Source organism: Kitasatospora sp. NPDC028961, from assembly GCF_055564815.1.
The window spans coordinates 170643-191881 of sequence record NZ_JBVHVO010000002.1 but is presented as its reverse complement, the minus strand read 5'-3'; the positions used below and the strand labels follow the sequence as shown (position 1 = coordinate 191881).

Below are 21239 nucleotides of genomic sequence, written 5' to 3'. Positions count from 1 at the left end.
CGGGCGCGACGTACCGGATGTGAACGTACGGCGGCCCGGCCTGCGGCGGCCCGGCGGGAGCCGGGACCAGCCGGCTGGACGATCCGGCCCGATCGAGACGATGGCCGAACTGCGAGTGCGGGTGGTGGAGCGGTGCAGGTTCTTCAGGTACAGCTTGCGGTGCGGGCGGACCCCGCGGAGGTCGGCCGGGCCCGCCGCTGGGTGCGCTCGCGGCTGCTCAACCACGGGGTGGACCCGGACGCTCCGATCGCCGAGACGGTCGTCCTGGTGGTCTCCGAACTGGTGACCAACGCCGTGGTGCACACCGGCTGTCCGGCCGTCCTGCGGCTCTGCTTCCCCGTCGACGACTCCCCGGCCGGGAGCGGTACTTCGGTGGCCGCCGGCTGCCCGCCGGCCGGCGGGCCGGTGGACGGGACGGGCTGCGGCGGCGCGCCGCGGGAGACGGCCGCGATCGGCCCGCTCCGGGTCGAGGTCGCCGACGCCAGCCAGGCCGCGCCGGCTCCCCGGCACGCGGGGCCGGACGCCGACGCCACCAACGGGCGGGGCCTGGAGCTGGTCGAACTGCTCTGCGACCGCTGGGGCTGGTATCCGGACGGTTCGGGCAAGCGCGTCTGGTGCGAGATCGGCGCCGGCGCGCCGCCGGTGGACCCGCTGACCGCCGTGGACTGGGCCGCACTGGCCCAGTGAGGCCCGACGATCAACGGGCCGAAACCTGACGCAACCATTCCGAATTTCGGACAACCCATTGACGTGACGTATCCGACTGATCACTCTGGGAGCAGCTCTCCGTTGCGAGGGGACGCCGAGGGAACACCCGAACGCCGCTGCGGTGCTGCTGTCCAGGGGGATCATGTCAGCAGGGGGGCCGTGGTACGCCGATCGCGCGGTGGCTCCTTGGCGAGTGCGGTGGGCTTTGCGCGGGTTCAGGGCCCGTGCTTCACGATCGGATGGCGGCGGGCCGTGCCGTGCTCGGGGTGCGTGCGGCCCGCCGCCGTCCGATCCGTGCGTTCCGCAGGGCCGGTTCCGGTCATTCGCCGCTGACTTGTCCGCCGCTGAGCACCCCGCGGGGGTGGCGCCCCGTCAGTGCGACCGCTCCACCGACCGGAAGGTGCGCCGGTACGCGCTCGGCGCGACGTCCAGCCGCCCGCGCAGCCGTAGCCGCAGCGAGGCCGCCGTCCCGAAGCCGGACTCCCGGGCCACCTGGTCGATCGTCATGTCGGTGCTCTCCAGCAACTGGCGGGCGCGCTCGGCGCGCTGGACCGTCAGCCACTGGCCCGGGCTGCTGCCCGTCTCCTCGCGGAACCGCCGCGTGAAGCTCCGCACGCTCATGCCCGCCCGGTCGGCGAGCAGGCGCAGCGGGAGCGGCTGGTCCAGGTGCTCCAGCGCCCAGGCGCGGACCGCCGCGGCGCCGGGGCCGGCGTCGACGGCCGGGCGGGGGAGTTCGACGTACTGCTTCTGGCCGCCCTCGCGCCAGGGCGGCACCAGGCAGGTGCGGGCCACCGCGTTGGCCACCGCGCTGCCGTGGTCGCGGCGCACGATGTGCAGGCAGAGGTCGATGCCGGCCGCCACCCCGCCCGAGGTGAGGACGTCCCCGTCGTCGGTGAACAGGACGTCCGGATCGAGCCGGACCTTCGGGTACAGGGCGGCGAAGAGCTCGGTGTAGCGCCAGTGGGTGGTGGCCGGGCGGCCGTCCAGCAGTCCGGCGGCCGCCAGGACGAAGGAGCCGGTGCAGATCGACACCAGCCGGGTGCCGGGCCGGATCCTGGCCAGCGCGGCGACCAGGGCGGGATCGAGCCGGGCGTCGACCTCCCGGGGCCCCTGGTCCGCGGAGGCCGGGATCACCACGGTGTCCGCCCACTCCAGGAGTTCGGGCCCGTGGTCGACGGCGATCCGGAAGTCCGTACTGGTGGGGACCGGCCGGCCGTCCACGGTGCAGGTGGCCACCTGGTAGTGCGGCACGCCGTCGGCGTCCTTGGCCGACTCGAAGATCCTTGCGGGGATGCCCAGTTCGAAGGCGATCACCCTGTCGAGCGCCAGTACCGCGATCCTGTGCGCCATCGCGCCCGCCCTTCCGTTCCCCGCCGGCGCCCGCCGCCTGCCGCCGGGCACCCCGCCGCCCGTCGCCCGGGCCGGCGACCAGCGTACGCCGAACCGCTGGCCCGATCTTTGCGAAAGCTGGCAGTCAGGCCACTCGTGGTCGTTCGGGCCGTTCGGGAGACTCGGCCGGGTGAACGAACGCCACACCCCCACGGGCCCGACCGCCGCGCCGGCCCGCCCCGAGGCACCGGCCCCCGCACCGGACCTCGCCCTCGCCGGGCCCCCGCGGCCGGGTCGCACCGGCCGCCCCCGGCCGCACTACGCCTGGGTGGTCGCCGCGGTCTCTCTGCTGGTGCTGCTCGGATCGGCCGGCTTCCGCTCCACGCCCAGCCTGATGATGGACGCGCTGCACAACGAGTTCGGCTGGTCGATGGGGACGATATCCAGCGCCACCTCGGTCAACCTCGCGCTCTACGGCCTCACCGCCCCCTTCGCCGCCGCGCTGATGGACCGCTTCGGCGTCCGGCTGGTGGTGGTCTGCGCGCTGCTGACCATCTCGGTCGGCGCCGGGCTCACCATGCTGATGCGCGAGCCCTGGCAACTGGTCCTCTGCTGGGGCGTGTTGGTGGGCCTCGGCAGCGGCTCGATGGCCGGCGCGTTCGCCACCACCGTCACCGGCCGCTGGTTCCGGGCCCGCCAGGGCCTGGTCACCGGTGTGCTCACGGCCGCCGGCGCGGCCGGCAACCTGGTCTTCCTGCCGGTCGGCGCCTGGCTGGTGGAGGAGCACGGCTGGCGTTCGGCGGTCGTCGTCGTCTCGCTGGCGGCCAGCGCGGTCGCCGTCCCGGTGCTGCTGCTGATGCGCGAGCGACCCGCCGACCTCGGCCTGCTCCCGTACGGCGCGACCGAGGAGCCGCCCCCGCCGGTGGCGGACAACCGGGCGCTGGCCCGCTCACTGCGGGTGCTCCGGGACGCCTCCCGCAGCCGGGCGTTCTGGCTGCTGGCCGGCTCCTTCGCGATCTGCGGCGCGACGACGGCGGGGCTGGTCGGCACCCACTTCATCCCCGCCGCGCACGACCACGGCCTGCCGGTCACCACGGCGGCGAGCCTGCTGGCCCTGATCGGGATCTTCGACGTGATCGGCACCATCGCCAGCGGCTGGTTCACCGACCGCTTCGACTCCCGGCTGCTGCTGGTCGTCTACTACGCGCTGCGCGGGTTCTCGCTGTTCCTGCTGCCGCAGCTGTTCGCGGGTTCGCTGGAGCCGCCGATCCTGGCCTTCGTGATCTTCTACGGCCTGGACTGGGTGGCCACCGTCCCGCCGACCGTCGCGCTCTGCCGACGGCACTTCGGCGACGACGCGCCGATCGTCTTCGGCTGGGTGCTGGCCTGCCACCAGCTCGGCGCGGCCGCGGTGGCCGGGCTGGCCGGCCTCGCCCGGGACGCGCTCGGCACCTACGACCTCGCCTGGTACGCGGCCGGCGGGCTCTGCGCGGTCGCCGTGCTGCTCTGCCTGGCCCTGCGGGCGGACCGGCCGGGGGTGGGGGCGGGGCCGGGGGCGACGGCACCGAGCCTGTCGTGAGCGGACACTAGGCTCACCGTCATGACGCTCGCCTTCACCCTCGACCCCGAGCCCGGTCCGGACCTGCGCGCCGACATCGTCCGGCTCTGGACCGACGTCACCAACGCCGGCGGCGCGGTCGGCTTCGTGGCGCCGGTGACGGAGGACGAGGTCTGGAAGACCGCCGACCCGCACTTCGCCGGCCTCGCGCCGGCCGGACCGGACCGGCTGCTGATCGCCCACGAGCGGGAGAGCGGCCGGCTGGCCGCCCTGCTCTTCCTGGACTCCATGCGGTTCGGCCTGATGGACCACTGGCGGCTGCTCAAGCGCGTCATGGTGCATCCCGACTTCCAGGGCCGCGGCTACGGCGCCGAGCTGATGGCCGAGGCCGAGCGGGTGGCCCGGGCCTGGGGGCTGGAGGGACTGCGGCTGACCCTGCGCGGCGGTCTCGGGCTGGAGGCCTTCTACGCCCGCTGCGGCTACACCGAGGTCGGCCGGGTCCCCGCCGCGATCCGGGTGGCCCCCGGGGACGACCGCGACGACGTCACGATGTGGCTGGACCTGCGCTGACGGGCGGCCGCGCGGGGGCCGGGTGACCCGTGCCCCGCGCGGCGCGTCGGGCATGCTTCACTGGGATACCGGTCCGGTCCCCGCGCAGAGAAGGATGTGTCCCCCGTGAGCAGCAAGGTGAGCGACAAGTCCCACGCCACGCTCCGTTACACCTCCATGCGGGTCAGCATCTTCCTCGGCTGCCTGCTGGTCGCCCTGCTGCTGGGCCACTTCCAGGTCATCCCGGTCAAGGGGCAGACCGGCGCGATCTTCCTGTTCCTGGTGGCCGCCGTGGTCTCGGCGCCGCTCAGCTACGTGCTGCTGAGCCGGCAGCGCGACGCGATGTCGGCCCAGATCTCCGGCAGGGTCGACGGCCTCCGCAGCCGGACGGCCGCGCGGATCGCCGACCAGAACGCCGAGGAGGACGCGGCCGACGACGCCGCGCGCGCGACCGCCCTGCAGGGCTGATCCGCGTCACCGCCGTGCCCGCCCCCGACCCCGAGCCGCCGACCGAACCGGTGTCCGAACCGGTGTCCGAAACCGAGCCGCCGGCCGACCGCGAGCCGCCGGCCGGGCCGCTCTCCGGGCCGTTGCGCGAGCCGCTGCCCGGGCCCGCCGCGCCGCAGGGCGGGAGCGTCAGCGGCACCTGGCCGGCTCCGGTCCGCAAGCCCACCGGGCGGGACGTGGCACGGCTCGCCGGGGTCTCGCAGGCCACCGTCTCGCTGGTGTTCTCCGGCCCCGAGGCGGGCCGCCGGGTCTCCGACGCCACCCGGGAGCGCGTCCGGGAGGCGGCCCGCAGCCTCGGCTACCGCCCGCAGGCGGCCGGCCGGCAACTGCGGCTCGGCCGCAGCGGCATGATCCTGCTGGCCGTGCCGAACATCCTCGGCCCGTTCTTCGGCCGGGTGCTGGAGGGCGTCCACGAGGAGGCCGGCCGGCACGGCCTGGCCGTCGTGGTCAGCTCCGGCTGGGGGAGTGCCACCCTCGCCGACGCGGCCACCACCAGCCGGTTCGACGGCCTGCTGATCTGCTCCCCGGACGACAGCCAGCTCGGTGCGCTGCCCGCCGACACCCCCGCGGTCTTCCTGGACGCCGACCCCGGCACCGACCCGGCCCGGCCGACCGTCGAGCTGGACGTGGCCGGCGGCATGCGCGCCGCCGTCGAACACCTGGCCGGGCTGGGCCACCGGCGGATCGGCCGACTGCGCTCCACCCACGCCGCGTACACCTTCCGGGTCCGCCAGGCCGCCTTCGAGCAGGCCGCCGTGGAACTCGGCCTGGACGTGGTCGAGCTGGGCGTCAGCCTCAACGAGGGCCAGCCCGCCGCCCGCGGCGCCGCCCGCCGGATGCTGGCGGGCCCCGACCGCCCGCACGCGGTGATCTGCGACGACGACGTGGTGGCCTCCGGGGTCTACCAGGCGGCCGCCGAACTCGGTCTGCGGGTGCCCGCGGACCTCTCGGTGGTCGGCATCGACAACATCCCGGTGGCCGAGCTGCTCACCCCGCCGCTCACCACCGTGGACCTGCCCGGCGAGGAGCTGGGCCGGGCCGGGGTCGCGGCCCTCGCGGACCTGCTCCGCGGCGAGCCGGTCGCGCCGGTGCCGCCGCTGGCGACCTCGCTGGTGCTGCGCTCCTCGACCGCGGCCGGGACCGCCGCGACCGGTACCCCCGCGGCCGGGAGCCCCGCCTCCGGTGCCTCGCCCACCGGTGCCTCGCCCACCGGCACCTCGCCCACCGGGACCGGCCGTTCGGATTAGCTCGGACAGGTGAAATGCCGTCAGGACGTCTCGCGCCGCAGCGGTGGGCGAATGAACCGACGATGAGATTCCGGCATGCGGACGCTCCGATCAACGGTCTGATCACCGACACCCCTGCCGGCCGGTTGGAGTTCGTCGGCCGGACCCTCTCGGCTGTCAGTGACCGCGCCCGTCGGCCAGACCACCCGGTCCGATGGGCGCGGTCACGTATGAGGGGTGGGTTCAGCCCACCGGTACCGGCTGCGCCACCGGGGCCGCCGGCAGCGGCTGGAACCAGCGGCGGGCGCCGAACAGCAGCAGTCCGCCCAGGCCGATCCCGCCGGCCGCGCAGAGCGCCACCGGGCGCAGCGAGTCCTCGGCGAGGTTGCCGGAGACGGCGTAGCCGAGCGAGTTGCCGGTCGCGAACAGCGTCACCAGCCAGGCGAACGCCTCGGTCACCGTGCCCACCGGGGCCAGCTCGGCGACCAGGACGAACGCGGCCGCCAGCAGCGGGGCCAGCCCGATCCCGGACAGGAAGGCCAGCGCGGCCATCGCGTACGGCCCGGGCAGCAGCACCAGCGGGAGGTAGGAGACGGCCATCCCGAGCGCCATCACCCAGGTGCGGGTCGCCGTTCCGCTGCGCCAGCGCACCGCCCCGTACCCGAGCGCGCCGAGCAGTCCGCCCAGCGCGGCCAGCGCCAGCAGCGTCCCCGCGCCGCCCGGCAGGCCGCCCTCGTGCGCCTCCGCGTAGGCGATGAACAGCACGTTCTGGGCACCGACCGCCCAGCCGGCGCCGGCCAGGCCGATCAGCAGCAGTACCAGGCCGGGCGAGCGGAGCGGCCCGAGCAGACCGGCCGAGTGCGCGCGCGGCGGTGCCTGCCACGTCCGGGCCGGTCCGGCGGTGGCCACCACCAGGGCCCCGGCCAGCCCCAGCCCGGCCGCCACCCAGAGCGCCGCGACCGGGCTGAAGACCCCGGCGATCCCGGCCACCGCGAGCGGGCCGGCCACGTAGAGGATCTGCTGCGAGGCGGAGTCGAAGGCGTACGCGGTGTCGAGCTGCTCCTCGGCGACGACATCCGGCCAGAGCGAGCGCAGGCAGGGTTCGAGCGGCGGCATGGCCAGTCCGGCGATCGCGGCGCCGACCGGTGCGGCCAGCGCCGAGCCCGGCGCGAGTGCCAGGAGCGCGTACCCGCCGCCCGCGACCACGGCGGAGGCGAGCAGCACCCGCGGCTGGCCGGTGCGGTCCACGATCCGGCCGAGGACCGGCCCGCCCACGGCGGCCGAGATCGCGTAGGCGGCGGTGGCCAGTCCGATCCGGCTGTAGGGGGTGCCGGCCTCGCGCAGGGCCAGCGCGATCACCAGGGCGGTCATACCGGCGGGGAGGCGGCCGAGCAGGGTGCCGAGGAGCAGACGGCTGACGTGCGGGGCGCGGAGCAGGGCGACATAGCCCATGGACGGTTCTCCGGGTCGGGGCAGGGGAAGGCGGGGACTCTCTCCAAGTTATACGTATAACTGCTGAGCGGTCAATCGGGCCCGTGACGCGATCTGATGGTGCGTCAGCCTCGTTCGTGTCCGGATTTACCCTTGCGCGGGTCACATCTCAAACAAGTACTTTGAACATCTCAAACCTTTACTGCTAACGTATCGGCCATGACCACCTCAGGAGCAGCGCGGATGTACGGCTCGGGCCCGGTGCCCACGGCCGCCCGCGCGTGCTGCCTGACGGGTGCTGTGGACAGCGCGCGCCGTTGTCGTGCCATGAGCTGTATCCAGGCGGCACGCCCCTGACGGGGCCGCGTCCTCCCGTCCGGCCCACCCGCCGTGCCGCCTTCCCCGCCTCACCCCACCGTCAGCAACGCCCTCCCCGGAGCCGCACCGTCATGTCCACAGTGCCCGAGGCGACCTCGTCGCCGTCCGTGCTCGCCAGAATCCGCAAGACCCCGTTCTGGGTCCAGATCGTCGCCGGCCTCGTGCTCGGCGTCGGACTCGGCTACCTGGCCCGCGCGGCCGACATCTCCTGGCTGGCCACCACCCTGGAGACGATCGGCAAGATCTTCGTCCAGCTGCTGAAGCTGGCCGTCCCGCCGCTGGTCTTCACCGCGATCGTGGTGTCGGTCGCCAACCTGCGCAACGTCACCAACGCGGCCCGGCTGGCCGCCCGGACGCTGCTCTGGTTCCTGATCACCTCGCTGATCGCCGTCGCGATCGGCCTCGGCCTGGGCCTGCTGACCAACCCGGGCCACGGCACCGACCTGAAGACCGAGGGCCTGAAGGCGCCGAAGTCCACCGGCAGCTGGATCGACTTCCTGACCGGCATCTTCCCGACCAACATCGTCACCGCCTTCACCGAGGTCGAGGTCCTGCAGATCGTCTTCCTGGCGGTCGTGACCGGCGCGGCGATCATCAAGCTGGGCAAGAAGGCCGAGCCCGTCCTCAAGCTCAGCGAGTCCGTCCTGGAGCTCGTGCAGACCGCCCTCTGGTGGGTCATCCGGCTCTCGCCGCTCGGCACCCTCGGCCTGATCGGCAAGTCCGTCGCCAAGTACGGCTGGGACCTGCTGAAGCCCTTCGCCACGCTGACCATCGACGTCTACGTCGGCTGCGCCCTGGTGCTGTTCGTGGTCTACTCCCTGCTGCTGAAGTTCGTCGGCGGCCTCAACCCGCTGAACTTCTTCAAGGGCGCCTGGCCGGCCATCCAGCTGGCCTTCGTCTCCCGCTCCTCGGTCGGCACCCTGCCGGTCACCCGCCGCGTCACCGAGCGCCTCGGCGTCCCGAGCGAGTACGCCTCGTTCGCCGTGCCGTTCGGCGCGACCACCAAGATGGACGGCTGCGCCGCGATCTACCCCTCGCTGGCCGCGATCTTCGTCGCCCAGGTCTACGGCATCGACCTCGGCATCAAGGACTACCTGCTGATCGCCTTCGTCTCGGTCATCGGCTCGGCCGCCACCGCGGGCCTCACCGGCGCGATCGTGATGCTGACCCTGACCCTCTCCACCCTGGGCCTGCCCCTGGAGGGCGTCGGCCTCCTCCTCGCCATCGACCCGATCCTCGATATGGTCCGCACGGCGACGAACGTCGCAGGTCAAGCGGTCGTGCCGGTCCTGGTGGCGGCCCGGGAGAAGACGCTCGACCTGGTCGCCTACAACAACCCGCACGGTGACCTGTACGACGACGCCCCCGCGGCGACCGTCCCGGCGCAGGCCTCCGCGAAGGCCCCCGCCGCGGCCTGACAGCCGCGCCCGCAGCACCACGGGCCCTCTCCCCACGCCTGGGGAGAGGGCCCGTTGCCGTCGGTTCAGCGGGCGGCGGGTGCCGACGCTGTCGGCCATCGCGAAGGGCTGGCTCCGGGCGGGCCGGGAGAGGTCCGGAGGGGGCCGCGGCCGCCGGGAGTGGGCACCTGGGCGGGGTTCCGCGAGACCGGTGCCGGGCCGGGAAAGGCAGGGGGCCCGGCAGCTGGCCGGGCCCCCTTGGGTACTGCTCTTGTGCTCATGATGACGGCCGCGGGGGCCGTCTGCGGACCCGAGGGGTCCCGAGCGATCAGGTCATCAGAGGATGATCAGATAGCGGTAACGTTCTCCGCCTGCGGGCCCTTCGGACCCTGGGTGACGTCGAAGCTGACCGCCTGGTTCTCCTCCAGCGAGCGGAAACCGTTCGCGTTGATGGCGGAGTAGTGGACGAAGACGTCGGGGCCGCCGCCCTCCTGGGCGATGAAGCCGAAGCCCTTCTCAGCGTTGAACCACTTGACGGTTCCCTGAGCCATGCCGTTCTCCTTGCGAGGGACGTATTGGGGGCCACACCGTGTGGCACCCGGTCCGCTGCGCTGATCGCCCTGCCTCCGGACGGGTCCGGAGTTTTTCGATATTGCTGAAAAACTACGAAAAGCCTGCGGTTACATGCTCCGCAGGCTTCAAGTACTGCAAGGGGAATCAAACTGCAACTGAGGGCAACGCTAGCATGCGGTCGCGGTGACGACCAGGGGTGACTTACGGGCCGGACAGGGCGTGTCGCAAGGCCGGTGCGGGGCTTCCGGAAGGGCGGGCATACCCTGCCTGGAGGCCCACGAACAGCAAGGGAGCGGCGCAGTGGCGGTACCGGATGCGGAAACGCACGAGCCCCGGCAGAACCCCCCGGTCAGGCCGCGGGTCGGACACATTCAGTTCCTGAACTGCGTACCCCTCTACTGGGGGCTGGCCAGGACGGGCAATCTGCTCGATCTCGACCTCACCAAGGACACTCCGGAGAAGCTCAGCGACCAGTTGGTCGGCGGCTCCCTCGACATCGGCCCGATCACCTGCGTCGAGTACCTGCGGCACGCGGACGAGCTGCTGGTGCTGCCCGACATCGCGGTCGGCAGCGACGGACCGGTGATGTCCTGCGTGATCGTCAGCAAGGTCCCGCTGGCCGAGCTGGACGGCCGCCGGGTCGCCCTCGGCTCCACCAGCCGGACGTCGGTGCGGCTGGCCCGGCTGCTGCTGGAGGAGCGCGAGGGGGTGCGGCCGGAGTACTTCAGCTGCCCGCCCGACCTGGACGCGATGCTCGCCGCGGCCGACGCCGCCGTGCTGATCGGCGACCCGGCGCTGCGGGCCTACCTGGGACAGGCGGCCGACCAGGGCCTGACCGTGCACGACCTCGGCGCGATGTGGAAGGAGTGGACCGGTCTCCCCTTCGTCTTCGCCGTCTGGGCCGCCCGCCGCGACTTCGCCGACCGCAGCCCCGAGCTGACGGCGGCCGTGCACCGGGCCTTCCTGGAGTCCCGCGACCTCTCGCTGGTCGAGGCCGGCGCGGTGGCCGAGCACGCGGCCCGCTGGGAGGAGTTCGACGCCGGGGTGCTGGAGCGCTACTTCAGCGAGGCGCTGGACTTCTCGCTCGGGGAGCGGCAGCTGGCCGGCATGGCCGAGTTCGCCCGCCGGGTCGCCCCGGACAGCGGCTTCGCCCCGGACGTCACGGTCCGGCTGCTGGAGCCGGCACCGGCGGTGGTCTGACCCCGCCGGGGAGGTAAGGGGTGCACCGGTCCTTCCGCGCCACCCCTCCCGCCCCGCGCGGCCCGGTAGCGTCTGCACGCGAGATCCGTGCGGTCGGCGGTGCCTGGAGGGCGCCGGCGACGCCGGGCGGTCGAGGGGAGCGTGCGGGATGCAGGCACTGGGGGCGGACGACCCGAGACAGGTCGGCGGGTACCGGCTGCTGCGGCGCCTCGGCGCGGGCGGGATGGGCCGGGTCTACCTCGGCCGGACGGCCGGCGGCCGCACGGTGGCCGTCAAGCTGGTCCGCGGCGAGCTCGCGGAGGACGCCGAGTTCCGGGCGCGGTTCCGGCAGGAGGTCGCCGCCGCCCGCCGGGTCGGCGGTGCCTGGACGGCGCCCGTGCTGGACGCCGACACCGAGGGCGAGCACCCCTGGGTGGCCACCGGCTACGTGGCCGGTCCCGCGCTCGGCACCGCCGTCCGGGACTTCGGCCCGCTGCCCGAACAGGCCGTACGGACCCTCGGCGTCGGGCTCGCCGAGGCGCTGGGCCACGTCCACGGCCTCGGACTGGTGCACCGGGACGTCAAGCCCTCCAACGTCCTGCTGACGCTGGACGGGCCGCGCCTGATCGACTTCGGCATCGCCCGCGCGCTGGACGCGACCAGCGGCTTCACACAGTCCGGCTACGTGGTCGGCTCGCCCGGCTTCATGTCGCCCGAACAGGCGAACGGGCAGCCGGCCGGGCCGCCGAGCGACGTCTTCTCGCTGGGCGCGGTGCTGGCCTTCGCGGCCACCGGGGTGCAGCCCTTCGGCGAGGGGGTGAGCGTGGCGGTGCTGCTCTACCGGGTGCTGCACGAGGAGCCGGACCTCTCCGGGCTGGCCGGGCCGCTGCGCCCGATCGTGCTGGACTGCCTGGCCAAGGACCCGGCCGCCCGCCCGGCCCCGTGGCAGCTCCGGGAGCGGCTGGACGCCGACGGCGCGGCCACCGTACGGCTCGGGCGGGGCGGCTGGCTGCCGCCCGCGCTGGCGGCGGGGGTCGGCCGCAGCGCGGTCGAACTGCTCGACCTGGAGGGGGAGGTGGAGGCCGGGGGAGCCGCCGCCCCGCGGCGCCCGGCCGCGGCGCCGGACCTGCCGGGCGGCCGGACCCCGACCGACCGGGTGCCGTTCGGCGGCGGGCCGGTCGGCCACCAGCAGGCCGGTCACCAGCAGGCCGGTCACCCGCAGGCCGGCCACCGGGCGTACGACGATCCGCCCCGCGACGCCGTGCCGCAGGACCGGGTGCCGACCGGGCCGGAGCGGCCGGGGCACCGGGTGCGGAACGCGGCGCTGGTCGCGGTGGCCGTCCTCCTGGTGCTCTCGGCCGGCGGCTACGGCGCCTACCGGGGCTTCCGGGGGGAGGCGGCGGTGGAGCACCCGCCCACCGACGGGCCGACGGTCACGTCCTCGTTCAGCTGGTCGGCCAGTTCGACCTCCACCACCTCCTCGTCCACGACCTCCTCCTCCACCACGCTGCCGCCCGGCCCGGTGCCGCCGGGCACCGGCGGCCCGAGCGTCGTGCCGGCCGGCTTCCTCGGCACCTGGCGCGGGGAGATGACCACCGACAAGGGGCTGCCCGCCGGTACCACCACGCTGGTGATCGGCCCGGCCGCGGTCGGGCAGGAGAACACCACCAGCCGCAACGCCGTCACCGGGCTGATCTCGGTCAGCTGCGAGGGCGCCTGGACGCTGGACTCGGCGTCCGAGGGGAAGCTGGTGTTCACCTCCCGGCTGGTCCGCTCCTCGCTGCCGGGGGCGTGCAGCGGCGGCTCCAACGCGGAGACGCTCACCCTGCAGAAGGACGGCACGATCCGGTTCTCCTCCGCCGATCCGGCGGCCGGGAACCCGACCGGGACGATGCGGAAAGCGGCCTGACGCCGACGCGCGAAAGCGCTGGCGTAGGCTGGTTCGGCCGTACCCGGAAGCACTGAAACGCACAGCAGTACCGAGAGAGAGAAGGCCGCCAGGTGTCCGAGCTCGCAGCGACCACCCTCGATGCGCCCAGCACCGACCTGCAGGCCGTGCTCGACCGGGCGGCCGGCGGTGGCCGGATCAGCCCGGAGGAGGCCCTGGAGCTGTACCGCTCGGCGCCCCTGCACGCGCTCGGCTCGGCGGCCGACGCGGTGCGCCGCCGCCGCTACGCCGGTACCGAGCACATCGCGACGTACATCATCGAGCGGAACATCAACTACACCAACGTCTGCGTGACGGCGTGCAAGTTCTGCGCCTTCTACGTGCCGCCGAAGAGCGACAAGGGCTGGTCCCGCGACCTCGACGAGATCCTGCGCCGCTGCGCGGAGACGGTCGAGCTGGGCGGCACCCAGATCATGTTCCAGGGCGGCCACCACCCGGACTACGGCGTGGAGTACTACGAGCGCGCCTTCGCGGCGATCAAGGCGGACTTCCCGCAGCTGGTGATCCACTCGCTGGGCGCGTCCGAGGTCGACCACATGGCCCGGCTCTCCGGGGTGTCGGTCGAGGAGGCCATCACCCGGATCCACAAGGCGGGCCTGGACTCCTTCGCGGGCGCCGGCGCCGAGCTGCTGCCGGCCCGGCCGCGCAAGGCGATCGCACCGCTCAAGGAGTCCGGCGAGCGCTGGCTGGAGATCATGGAGGCCGCGCACGGCCTGGGCGTGGAGTCCACCTCCACCATGCTGATGGGCACCGGCGAGACCAACGCCGAGCGGATCGAGCACCTGCGGATGATCCGCGACGTGCAGGACCGCACCGGCGGGTTCCGCGCCTTCATCCCGTACACCTACCAGCCGCAGAACAACCACCTCAAGGGCTCCACCCAGGCGACCGTCTTCGAGTACCTGCGGATGATCGCGATCGCCCGGCTGTTCCTCGACAACGTCGCGCACATCCAGGGCTCCTGGCTGACCACCGGCAAGGAGGCCGGCCAGCTGTCGCTGCACTACGGCGCGGACGACCTCGGCTCGGTCATGCTGGAGGAGAACGTGGTCTCGGCGGCCGGCGCCAAGCACCGGTCCAACCTCACCGAGCTGATCCACCTGATCCGGGCCGCCGACCGCGTCCCGGCCCAGCGCTCGACCACCTACGAGCACCTGCGGGTGCTGGACGACCCGGCCAACGACCCGGTCGACCCGCGGGTCGCCTCGCACATCGCCTCCACGGCGATCGCCGGCGGCACCGCCCACCCCGAGCTGAAGATCCTCGACAACGGCTGACGCCGGCGTCCGGGGCGCCCGCCGCAGGGGCGCCCCCGCCGGCCCCGCAACGGTGACCTCGCCATGCTGACGCTGCACCGGGCCGCCCTCGTGCTGCCCGACCCCGCCGACCCCACCGCCCCGTCCGTCGCCGACGGGGCGGTGCTGGTGCACGGCGAACTGATCGCCGCCCTGGGCCGCCACGACGAGCTGGCCGCCGCCCACCCCCGGGCCCGGCTGCGCGACTGGGGCGACGCCCTGCTCACCCCCGGGCTGCGCAACCCGTACGGGCACTGGCTGCTGGAGAACGCGTACCACCCGGACCCGCGCGAGGAGCTCGGGGACGCGCCGGTGCCCGGTGGACTGCTGGGGGAGGCCGACGAGGCGCGCTGCGGCGCGAGCGCCCGGCGCGGGCTGCAGCGGATGCTCGGCTCCGGGGTGACGGCGGTGGCCGGCCCGTTCGAGCGGGCTGCGGTGCGGACGGCGGTGGCTCGGTCCGGGCTGGCCGCGCTGCCCGGTCCGGCCGGTCCCCCCGGTGCGGAGGGGCCGCTGGACCCGCTCGCCGTGCTGCCGCTCGCGGCGGCGGTGCACGAGCGGCTGGCCGTGGGCGGGCGGGCCGACTTCGCGGTGTTCGCGCCGGCCGGCGCCGCCGGTGCCGGTGCGTCCGGTGCGTCCGGTGCCGGTGCCTCCGACGGTGCTCGCGGGCCGGCCCCGCGGCCGGCCGGCTGCCTGGCGACGGTCCTGGCCGGGCGGTTGGTGTACCGCCGACGCTGAGCCCCGGCTACTCGCGGGTAGCCGGACTCCCGTGCGACGTACGGTCGTTCCTTCGTGTGCCGCCGAACTGCGGTGTCGGCCATATTGTCTGATTCACCCTTCGCCGTGACCTGAGGGCCCGCCAGCGGATACGATCCCGGCAGCTCAGTCCGTACCCTCACCACGCACCACCCGTCCCCGCGGGTGGCGGGGCCCCGTCCCAGGCCCCGAAGGCTAGCCAGGACAGGAACCATGCGATCCGCGACCGTCCCCCCGCCGCGCTTCCCGCGGTTGGGCCGTGGCTGGTACCTCACCGCCGTGCTCAGTGCCGTGCTGGCCGTCGGCATGTGCCTGCTCGGCTGGCGCCAGACCGAGCAGGCCGACCGGATCGGCGCGCACCCGGTGAGAGTGGACGGCGTCGTCACCCAGATGCCCTCCGGCGGCGGCTCCTACAGCACCGTCAGCTACCGGGCCGCCGGCCAGCAGCACACCGCCGCCGCGCTGCCGCTGGCGGACGGCGCCAAGGTCGGTGACGCGGTCTGCCTGGAGCACGCCGCCGACGACCCGGGCGCGGTCCGGATCTGCGGCGCCACCTACCCGCAGCCGGTCGGCGTCGGACTGGCCCGGTTCAGCGTGCCGGTGGCCGTCGTGCTCTTCCTGGTCTGCGTGCTGAGGATCCGCCGGCACCGCCGGGCGGTCGCCATCCGCAGCGACACCGGGCGGTTCGCGACCACCGTCGCGCTGGCGACCGGCGCGCTGGCCGAGGGGATGCCCGCGATAACGCAGGGCAAGCGCTCGCGCCGCAGGCGGCGTTCGGGCGGGCGGCGCGGGCTGCACTGAGGCCGCGCGCCCTCCGGGCACGCCCCGGGCCGGGGCGGTGACGGGCCGCGCGGAGCGCCCGCGACGGGCGGGCGGCGTGCCCCCTTGCCGAACCCGCCGGTGGCAGGGTGAACAATGGGGGCGTGACCCGAGCCTCTCTGGACAAGCAGCCGCACGAAGTCGCCGCCATGTTCGACGACGTCGCGGCCAAGTACGACCGCACCAACGACGTGCTTTCCCTCGGCCAGGCCCGTGCCTGGCGCCGGGCGGTGGCCGAGGCGGTGGCCGCCGGTCCGGGCGACGTCGTGCTCGACCTCGGGGCCGGTACCGGCACCTCCTCGCTGCCCTTCGCCGAGGCGGGCGCCACGGTCGTCCCGTGCGACTTCTCGGTCGGCATGCTCGCGGAGGGCAAGCGCCGCCACCCCGAACTGCCGCTCACCGCGGGGGACGCGACCAGGCTGCCGTTCGCCGACGGCACCTTCGACTCGGTGACGATCTCCTTCGCGCTGCGCAACGTGCAGGACACCGACGCGGCGCTGAGCGAGATGTTCCGGGTCACCAAGCCCGGCGGCAAGCTGGTGATCTGCGAGTTCTCGACGCCGACCTGGACGCCGCTGCGGACGGTCTACACCGAGTACCTGATGCGCGCGCTGCCGCCGGTGGCCACCGCGGTCAGCAGCAACCCGGACGCCTACGTCTACCTCGCCGAGTCCATCCGGGAGTGGCCGGACCAGCCGGAGCTGGCCGCGAAGCTCCAGGAGGCCGGCTGGTCCAAGGTCGCCTGGCGCAACCTGACCGGCGGGATCGTCGCCCTGCACCGGGCGTACAAGGTCTCCTAGGGCCCGGTCCGACGGGTCCGCGCGCTGGTGCGGCGCGAACGGTCGACCGGCTACGGCCTGGGCCGCTCGGCGGTGGCGGCCGGGCTCCGCATGGCCCCGCCGGGGCGCGGCCTGCGGTGCTCGCGCGCACGGCGGTCCCCTTCGGGCCGGCGCAGGTGCCCTCGCTCGGCGGCTTCCGGGCGACCTTCGCGATCGGTGCCGGGGCGGCGGCGCTCGGGGTGCTGGTCATCGCCTTCATCCCGCGCCGGCGGCGGGAGGCGGCGCCGGTGGTGCTCACGGGGGTGCCGGACGACGCCGGCGCGGACCGCGGGGACGCCACCGGGGTCGCCGCGCGCGGCTGACGCCGCGGACGCCGTCCTCGGACCCGGTCCCGGGGGCGGCAACTAGACTGCCGGGGTCAACGCCTCCGTCCCCAGCCGTAGCTCCAGGAGAGTGCCCACCGTGTCCGAGACCGCAGCCGACCTGACGAAGCCGGACAGCCCCGTGGAGAGCACCGCGGACGTCATCGTGGTCGGCGCGGGCCCGGCCGGCGCCACCACCGCCTACTACCTCGCCCAGGCCGGGCTGGACGTGCTGCTGCTGGAGAAGACGTCGTTCCCCCGCGAGAAGGTCTGCGGCGACGGTCTGACGCCCCGTGCCACCAAGCAGCTGGTCGACATGGGGATCGACGTGTCGACCGGGAACGGCTGGCTGCACAACAAGGGCCTGCGGATCATCGGCGGCGGGGTCCGGCTGGAGCTGGACTGGCCGGAGCTGTCCGCGTTCCCCGACTACGGGCTGGTCCGCAAGCGCGCCGACTTCGACGAGCTGCTCGCCCGTCAGGCGGAGAAGGCCGGCGCCCGGCTGTACGAGCGGTGCAACGTCAGCGGTCCGGTGCTGGACGACCGGACCGGCCGGATCGTCGGCGTCACCGCCCGGCTCGGCGACGAGAAGCGTGCGGTGACCTTCCGCGCCCCGCTGGTCGTCGCGGCCGACGGCAACTCCACCCGGCTCTCGCTGGCCATGGGCCTGCACCGCCGGGAGGACCGTCCGATGGGCGTCGCCTACCGGACGTACTTCAACTCCCCGCGCCACGACGACGACTACCTGGAGTCCTGGCTGGAGCTGTGGGACACCCGCGCCGGGGAGCGCAAGCTGCTGCCCGGCTACGGCTGGATCTTCGGCATGGGCGACGGCACCTCCAACGTCGGCCTCGGCATCCTCAACTCCTCGCCCGCCTTCGGCGAGCTGGACTGGCGCGACGTGCTCAAGGCCTGGTGCGCGAGCATGCCGGCGGAGTGGGGCTACACCCCCGAGAACATGACCGACCCGATCCGCGGCGCCGCCCTGCCGATGGCCTTCAACCGGCAGCCGCACTACACCCGCGGCCTGCTGCTGGTCGGTGACGCGGGCGGCATGGTCAACCCGTTCAACGGCGAGGGCATCGCCTATGCGATGGAATCCGGCCAGATCGCGGCCGGCGTCATCGTCCAGGCCAACGCCCGGGTGACGGAGGGCGGCCGCGAGCGCGCCCTCCAGGCGTACCCGCGCATCCTCAAGGACGTCTACGGCGGCTACTACACCCTCGGCCGCGCCTTCGTGAAGCTCATCGGCAACCCCAAGGTGATGCAGCTCGCCACCCAGCGCGGCCTGACCCACCCGATGCTGATGAAGTTCGTGCTCAAGATGCTGGCCAACCTGACGGACCCGCAGGGCGGCGACGCCATGGACCGCATCATCAACGGCCTCGCCCGGGTCGCCCCGAACGCCTGATCCGCCGCCGCCCGGAGCGGCCGGCGCTCCGGGCGGCCCGGGGTGGGGCCGCCGCTCCCGCACGGCCCGGTGACGCCGGCCGCCGTACGGGAGCGGGGTTCAGCGGGCGCTGATCCGTACGTTCCGGAACGTCACCGGGAGGGTCGGGAAGCCGTCGCCGGGGCCGTTCTGGTCGTCCTCGCCGCCCGCCGCGATCTTCTGCAGGACGTCCAGGCCGGCGGTCACCCGGCCGAACGGGGTGTAGGCGGGGGAGAGCTTGGTGTCCTTCCAGACGATGAAGAACTGGCTGCCGTTGGTGTTCGGTCCGGCGTTGGCCATGGCCACGGTGCCGGCGGGGTAGGTGGCACCGGTGAGGTTCTCGTCGGGGAACGAGTAGCCCGGGCCGCCGCTGCCGGTGCCGGTCGGGTCGCCGCACTGCAGGACGAAGATCCGCTGGGTGGTGAGCCGGTGGCAGTGGCTCCGGTCGAAGTAGTCGTGCTCGGCGAGGAAGCGGAACGAGAACGTCGTGCAGGGCGCCTCGGCGGTCAGGGCCCGGAAGGTGATCGCGCCCTGGCCGGTCCTCAGGGTCGCCTGGTAGGGCTTGGCGGCCTTCTTGGCGTCGAAGACCGGGATGCCCTTGAAGTTGTCGGCGGGCACGGCCGGGGTGTACGCGCAGCCGGGGGCCGCGGGCGGGGCCGGCGCGGGGTCCGCCGCGGCGGTGCCGGTGGTCGCGGCCAGCAGGAGGACGGTGGCGGCGGCGGGCAGCGCCCAGTGCTTGCGCCTCATGTGACGGGCCTTCCGGGGGGTGGTGGACGGCTGGATTGTCATGGCGACATCATCCATGGTCGGGCGGGGATCCGGTAGACGTCGGGGGCCGGTGGTGGGCGGTGGGCGGCAGGGGCGGGTGGCGCCCCCGTCGCCGTGGGCGTCCGGATGGGAGGAGCGCGCCGAAAGCCGTTGATCGCGGGCGGTGCGGTGCGCGAGGATGGCGGACCTTGGCGCGGGTCCGTCCGAGCGGGCCCGCGGTGCTCCGAGATCCGTCCGACGCCGTACGGGAGTCTCCTCGTCCGCCCCGTTCGCCTTCGGAGAGGTCCCGCCCATGCGCCCGTCATCCGCCCTGCTCCGTGATGTACCCGTGCTGCTGGTGGCGGTGGTGTGGGGGTCGAGCTTCCTCGCGGTGCAGCAGGTGGCCGGGCCGGGGACGGTGGTGGCGATGCTGGTGCTGCGCTTCGGGCTGGTGCTGCCGCTGCTGGGGGTCCTCGCCCGGCGGGCGCTGCGGGGGATGGGCCGGGCCGAGTGGCTGGGCGGGGCGGTGCTGGGCCTGGTGCTCGGCGGGGTCTTCCTGCTGGAGACCTACGGCGCGGTGCACACCTCCGCGACCAACGCCGGGCTGATCATCAGCCTCACGATGGTGTTCACCCCGCTCGCGGAGAGCGCGCTCACCCGGACACCGCTGCCGCGGGCCTTCCTCGCGGCGGCCGGGCTGGCCGTGCTGGGCGTCGCCCTGCTCACCGGCGGCGGCGGGCTGAAGGCGCCGACCTCCGGTGACCTGCTGGTGCTCGGCGCCGCCGTGGTGCGGACGGCGCACGTCCTGGCGATGTCCCGGGTCCGGGCCATCCGGAACACCGACAACCTGGGTCTCACCTGGGTCCAACTCGCCACCGCCACGGTGGTGTTCGCCCTCGCCGCGCCGTTCGCCGGGCCGCTGCCGTGGACCGTCGCCGCCTCGTACGGGCCGACCGAGTGGGCCTGGCTGCTGCATCTGGCGCTGCTCTGCACGCTGTTCGCCTTCCTGGTGCAGATGTGGGCGGTCCGGGCCACCTCGCCGTCCCGGGTCAGCCTGCTGCTCGGCACCGAGCCGCTCTGGGCCGCCGTCTTCGGGATCGCCCTGGCCGGCAACCACCTGGGCCCGGTGGCGCTGGCCGGCGGCGCGCTCGTCCTGGTCGCCACCGAGTGGGGGCGCCGCACCGCCGTCGGCGCCGCGCGGCCCGAACCCCGGCCGGTGGAGCCGGCCCCGGCGTCGGTCTGACCGACTGCCCGCGACCGCCCGGGGCCGCAGCCCCTGTGTGACGGCCCTGTGCGACGGCCCGGGCGGCAGCCCTGTGCGACGACCCTGGGCGGCAGTTCGTCGGGCCTTGGTCCCGGGTCGTGGAAACGGACGCTCGCGCGCTTGTGAACGAAGGGTCAAGCGGGCGTTCGGAGCCCCGCCACCCCTGCGGGTGAGGCGCTATAACACGTCAACATGACGCCCGGAAATTTGCTCTGGGCGCTGCGTAGTTGATATAGGAGCGAAGCTCTGACCTGCCAGTTCGCAGATGAATGCGACGTGTTGTGACCATTTGACTGCTTTGCGTCGACAACTCTGGGCATGTTCACTTTCGGCAGCATTCCAGGGGTGGCGTAGATCACAAAGATCGCCCTGAACTGCGTGTCGCAGATCACAAGCCGACGGGCATAGGATGCGCTCGTTCCAGGCTTTGTGAACTGCCTCACATGGGGTGGATCTCGGGAACTGGAACGCGGGCCACCACAGCGTGACCCGGCGGTTCCGATCTGCAGTCAAGGACGACTGGACGGAGGGAGCGGGGGCTATGAATGCCTACGCGCCGATCCTCGTACTCGGTGCCATCGCGGCGGCGTTCGCGGTCGGCTCCGTCGTGATGGCCTCACTGACCGGGCCCAAGCGGTACAACCGGGCCAAGTTGGAGGCGTACGAGTGCGGCATCGAGCCGACCCCGCAGCCCGTGGGCGGCGGTCGGTTCCCGATCAAGTACTACCTGACGGCGATGCTCTTCATCGTCTTCGACATCGAGATCGTCTTCCTTTATCCGTGGGCGGTGAGCTTCGACGCCCTGGGGATCTTCGGGCTGGTCGAGATGCTCCTGTTCATCGCCACCGTCTTCGTCGCGTACGCCTACGTCTGGCGCCGCGGCGGTCTGGAGTGGGACTGAGGGCGGGGCGGCCGCTGACTTTGTGAACGGGCGGACAAGCCCGGGCGCGTGCAGCGGCCCGAACCAGCGCACGGACCACCGGACTTGAGGGCACTGAGGGCATTGAG

General features: G+C 73.8%; 20 protein-coding genes. 16 read left to right on the top strand and 4 right to left on the bottom strand.

The window, feature by feature from the left end:
• Positions 1-132: 132 nt before the first annotated feature.
• Entirely contained in the window at positions 133-687 is a 555-nt protein-coding gene (locus ACZ4UX_RS05010) for an ATP-binding protein (protein WP_465705632.1), read from the top strand.
• A 393-nt stretch (positions 688-1080) separates the two neighbouring features.
• On the opposite strand, the gene ACZ4UX_RS05005 is transcribed toward ACZ4UX_RS05010, so the two are convergent.
• Positions 1081-2058, bottom strand: a complete 978-nt coding sequence (locus ACZ4UX_RS05005) for a GlxA family transcriptional regulator (RefSeq protein WP_329489220.1) — start codon at positions 2056-2058, stop codon at positions 1081-1083.
• 169 nt (positions 2059-2227) lie between these two features.
• Here ACZ4UX_RS05005 and ACZ4UX_RS05000 point away from each other — a divergent pair, with 169 nt between their 5' ends.
• From ACZ4UX_RS05000 to ACZ4UX_RS04985, 4 genes are all read left to right on the top strand, one after another.
• Positions 2228-3616, top strand: coding sequence for an MFS transporter (locus ACZ4UX_RS05000; RefSeq protein WP_465705631.1), 1389 nt, complete (start codon positions 2228-2230; stop codon positions 3614-3616).
• 21 nt (positions 3617-3637) lie between these two features.
• On the top strand, positions 3638-4165 hold the full coding sequence (locus tag ACZ4UX_RS04995) for a GNAT family N-acetyltransferase (RefSeq protein ID WP_329489222.1): 528 nt from the start codon (positions 3638-3640) through the stop codon (positions 4163-4165).
• A 105-nt stretch (positions 4166-4270) separates the two neighbouring features.
• Positions 4271-4612, top strand: coding sequence for a DUF4229 domain-containing protein (locus tag ACZ4UX_RS04990; protein WP_329489223.1), 342 nt, complete (start codon positions 4271-4273; stop codon positions 4610-4612).
• 62 nt (positions 4613-4674) lie between these two features.
• Positions 4675-5898, top strand: coding sequence for a LacI family DNA-binding transcriptional regulator (locus tag ACZ4UX_RS04985; RefSeq protein WP_465705630.1), 1224 nt, complete (start codon positions 4675-4677; stop codon positions 5896-5898).
• 222 nt (positions 5899-6120) lie between these two features.
• Here the strand turns inward: ACZ4UX_RS04985 and ACZ4UX_RS04980 are convergent, their stop codons facing one another.
• Positions 6121-7329 carry an MFS transporter gene (locus tag ACZ4UX_RS04980; RefSeq protein ID WP_465705629.1) on the bottom strand — a complete coding sequence of 403 codons (1209 nt, stop codon included), beginning with the start codon at positions 7327-7329 and terminating at the stop codon, positions 6121-6123.
• A gap of 428 nt (positions 7330-7757) precedes the next feature.
• On the opposite strand from ACZ4UX_RS04980, the gene ACZ4UX_RS04975 reads away from it, so the two are divergent.
• Positions 7758-9104: a dicarboxylate/amino acid:cation symporter gene (locus tag ACZ4UX_RS04975; protein WP_465705628.1), complete on the top strand. Its 1347-nt coding sequence runs from the start codon at positions 7758-7760 to the stop codon at positions 9102-9104.
• 326 nt (positions 9105-9430) lie between these two features.
• On the opposite strand, the gene ACZ4UX_RS04970 is transcribed toward ACZ4UX_RS04975, so the two are convergent.
• Positions 9431-9634 carry a cold-shock protein gene (locus tag ACZ4UX_RS04970; RefSeq protein ID WP_057227626.1) on the bottom strand — a complete coding sequence of 68 codons (204 nt, stop codon included), beginning with the start codon at positions 9632-9634 and terminating at the stop codon, positions 9431-9433.
• 322 nt (positions 9635-9956) lie between these two features.
• Between ACZ4UX_RS04970 and ACZ4UX_RS04965 the strand changes: the two genes are divergently transcribed.
• The 8 genes from ACZ4UX_RS04965 (at position 9957) to ACZ4UX_RS04930 (ending at position 18202) form a co-directional block, all read left to right on the top strand.
• Positions 9957-10856: a menaquinone biosynthetic enzyme MqnA/MqnD family protein gene (locus ACZ4UX_RS04965; protein WP_465705627.1), complete on the top strand. Its 900-nt coding sequence runs from the start codon at positions 9957-9959 to the stop codon at positions 10854-10856.
• A 148-nt stretch (positions 10857-11004) separates the two neighbouring features.
• Entirely contained in the window at positions 11005-12744 is a 1740-nt protein-coding gene (locus ACZ4UX_RS04960) for a serine/threonine-protein kinase (protein ID WP_465705626.1), read from the top strand.
• A gap of 92 nt (positions 12745-12836) precedes the next feature.
• Positions 12837-14060, top strand: coding sequence for a cyclic dehypoxanthinyl futalosine synthase (gene mqnC / locus ACZ4UX_RS04955; protein WP_329489229.1), 1224 nt, complete (start codon positions 12837-12839; stop codon positions 14058-14060).
• A 63-nt stretch (positions 14061-14123) separates the two neighbouring features.
• A complete protein-coding gene (locus ACZ4UX_RS04950) occupies positions 14124-14813 on the top strand; it encodes an amidohydrolase family protein (RefSeq protein ID WP_465705625.1) in 690 nt (229 codons plus the stop codon).
• 231 nt (positions 14814-15044) lie between these two features.
• Complete coding sequence (locus tag ACZ4UX_RS04945; protein ID WP_465705624.1) at positions 15045-15632, top strand: hypothetical protein; 588 nt, start codon at positions 15045-15047, stop codon at positions 15630-15632.
• A 122-nt stretch (positions 15633-15754) separates the two neighbouring features.
• Entirely contained in the window at positions 15755-16450 is a 696-nt protein-coding gene (locus ACZ4UX_RS04940) for a demethylmenaquinone methyltransferase (RefSeq protein WP_329489232.1), read from the top strand.
• Between the two features lie 116 nt (positions 16451-16566).
• Positions 16567-16791, top strand: coding sequence for a hypothetical protein (locus tag ACZ4UX_RS04935; RefSeq protein ID WP_465705623.1), 225 nt, complete (start codon positions 16567-16569; stop codon positions 16789-16791).
• Positions 16792-16912: 121 nt separating this feature from the next.
• The gene (locus ACZ4UX_RS04930; protein WP_329492213.1) at positions 16913-18202 is read left to right on the top strand and encodes a geranylgeranyl reductase family protein; all 1290 of its coding nucleotides are present in this window, start codon (positions 16913-16915) and stop codon (positions 18200-18202) included.
• A gap of 99 nt (positions 18203-18301) precedes the next feature.
• On the opposite strand, the gene ACZ4UX_RS04925 is transcribed toward ACZ4UX_RS04930, so the two are convergent.
• The gene (locus ACZ4UX_RS04925; RefSeq protein ID WP_465705622.1) at positions 18302-19009 is read right to left on the bottom strand and encodes a peptidylprolyl isomerase; all 708 of its coding nucleotides are present in this window, start codon (positions 19007-19009) and stop codon (positions 18302-18304) included.
• A gap of 271 nt (positions 19010-19280) precedes the next feature.
• Here ACZ4UX_RS04925 and ACZ4UX_RS04920 point away from each other — a divergent pair, with 271 nt between their 5' ends.
• The gene (locus ACZ4UX_RS04920; RefSeq protein WP_465705621.1) at positions 19281-20210 is read left to right on the top strand and encodes a DMT family transporter; all 930 of its coding nucleotides are present in this window, start codon (positions 19281-19283) and stop codon (positions 20208-20210) included.
• A gap of 562 nt (positions 20211-20772) precedes the next feature.
• Positions 20773-21132 (top strand): NADH-quinone oxidoreductase subunit A, encoded by a 360-nt coding sequence (locus ACZ4UX_RS04915; RefSeq protein WP_014137597.1) that lies wholly within the window; start codon positions 20773-20775, stop codon positions 21130-21132.
• The last annotated feature ends 107 nt before the right edge of the window (positions 21133-21239 follow it).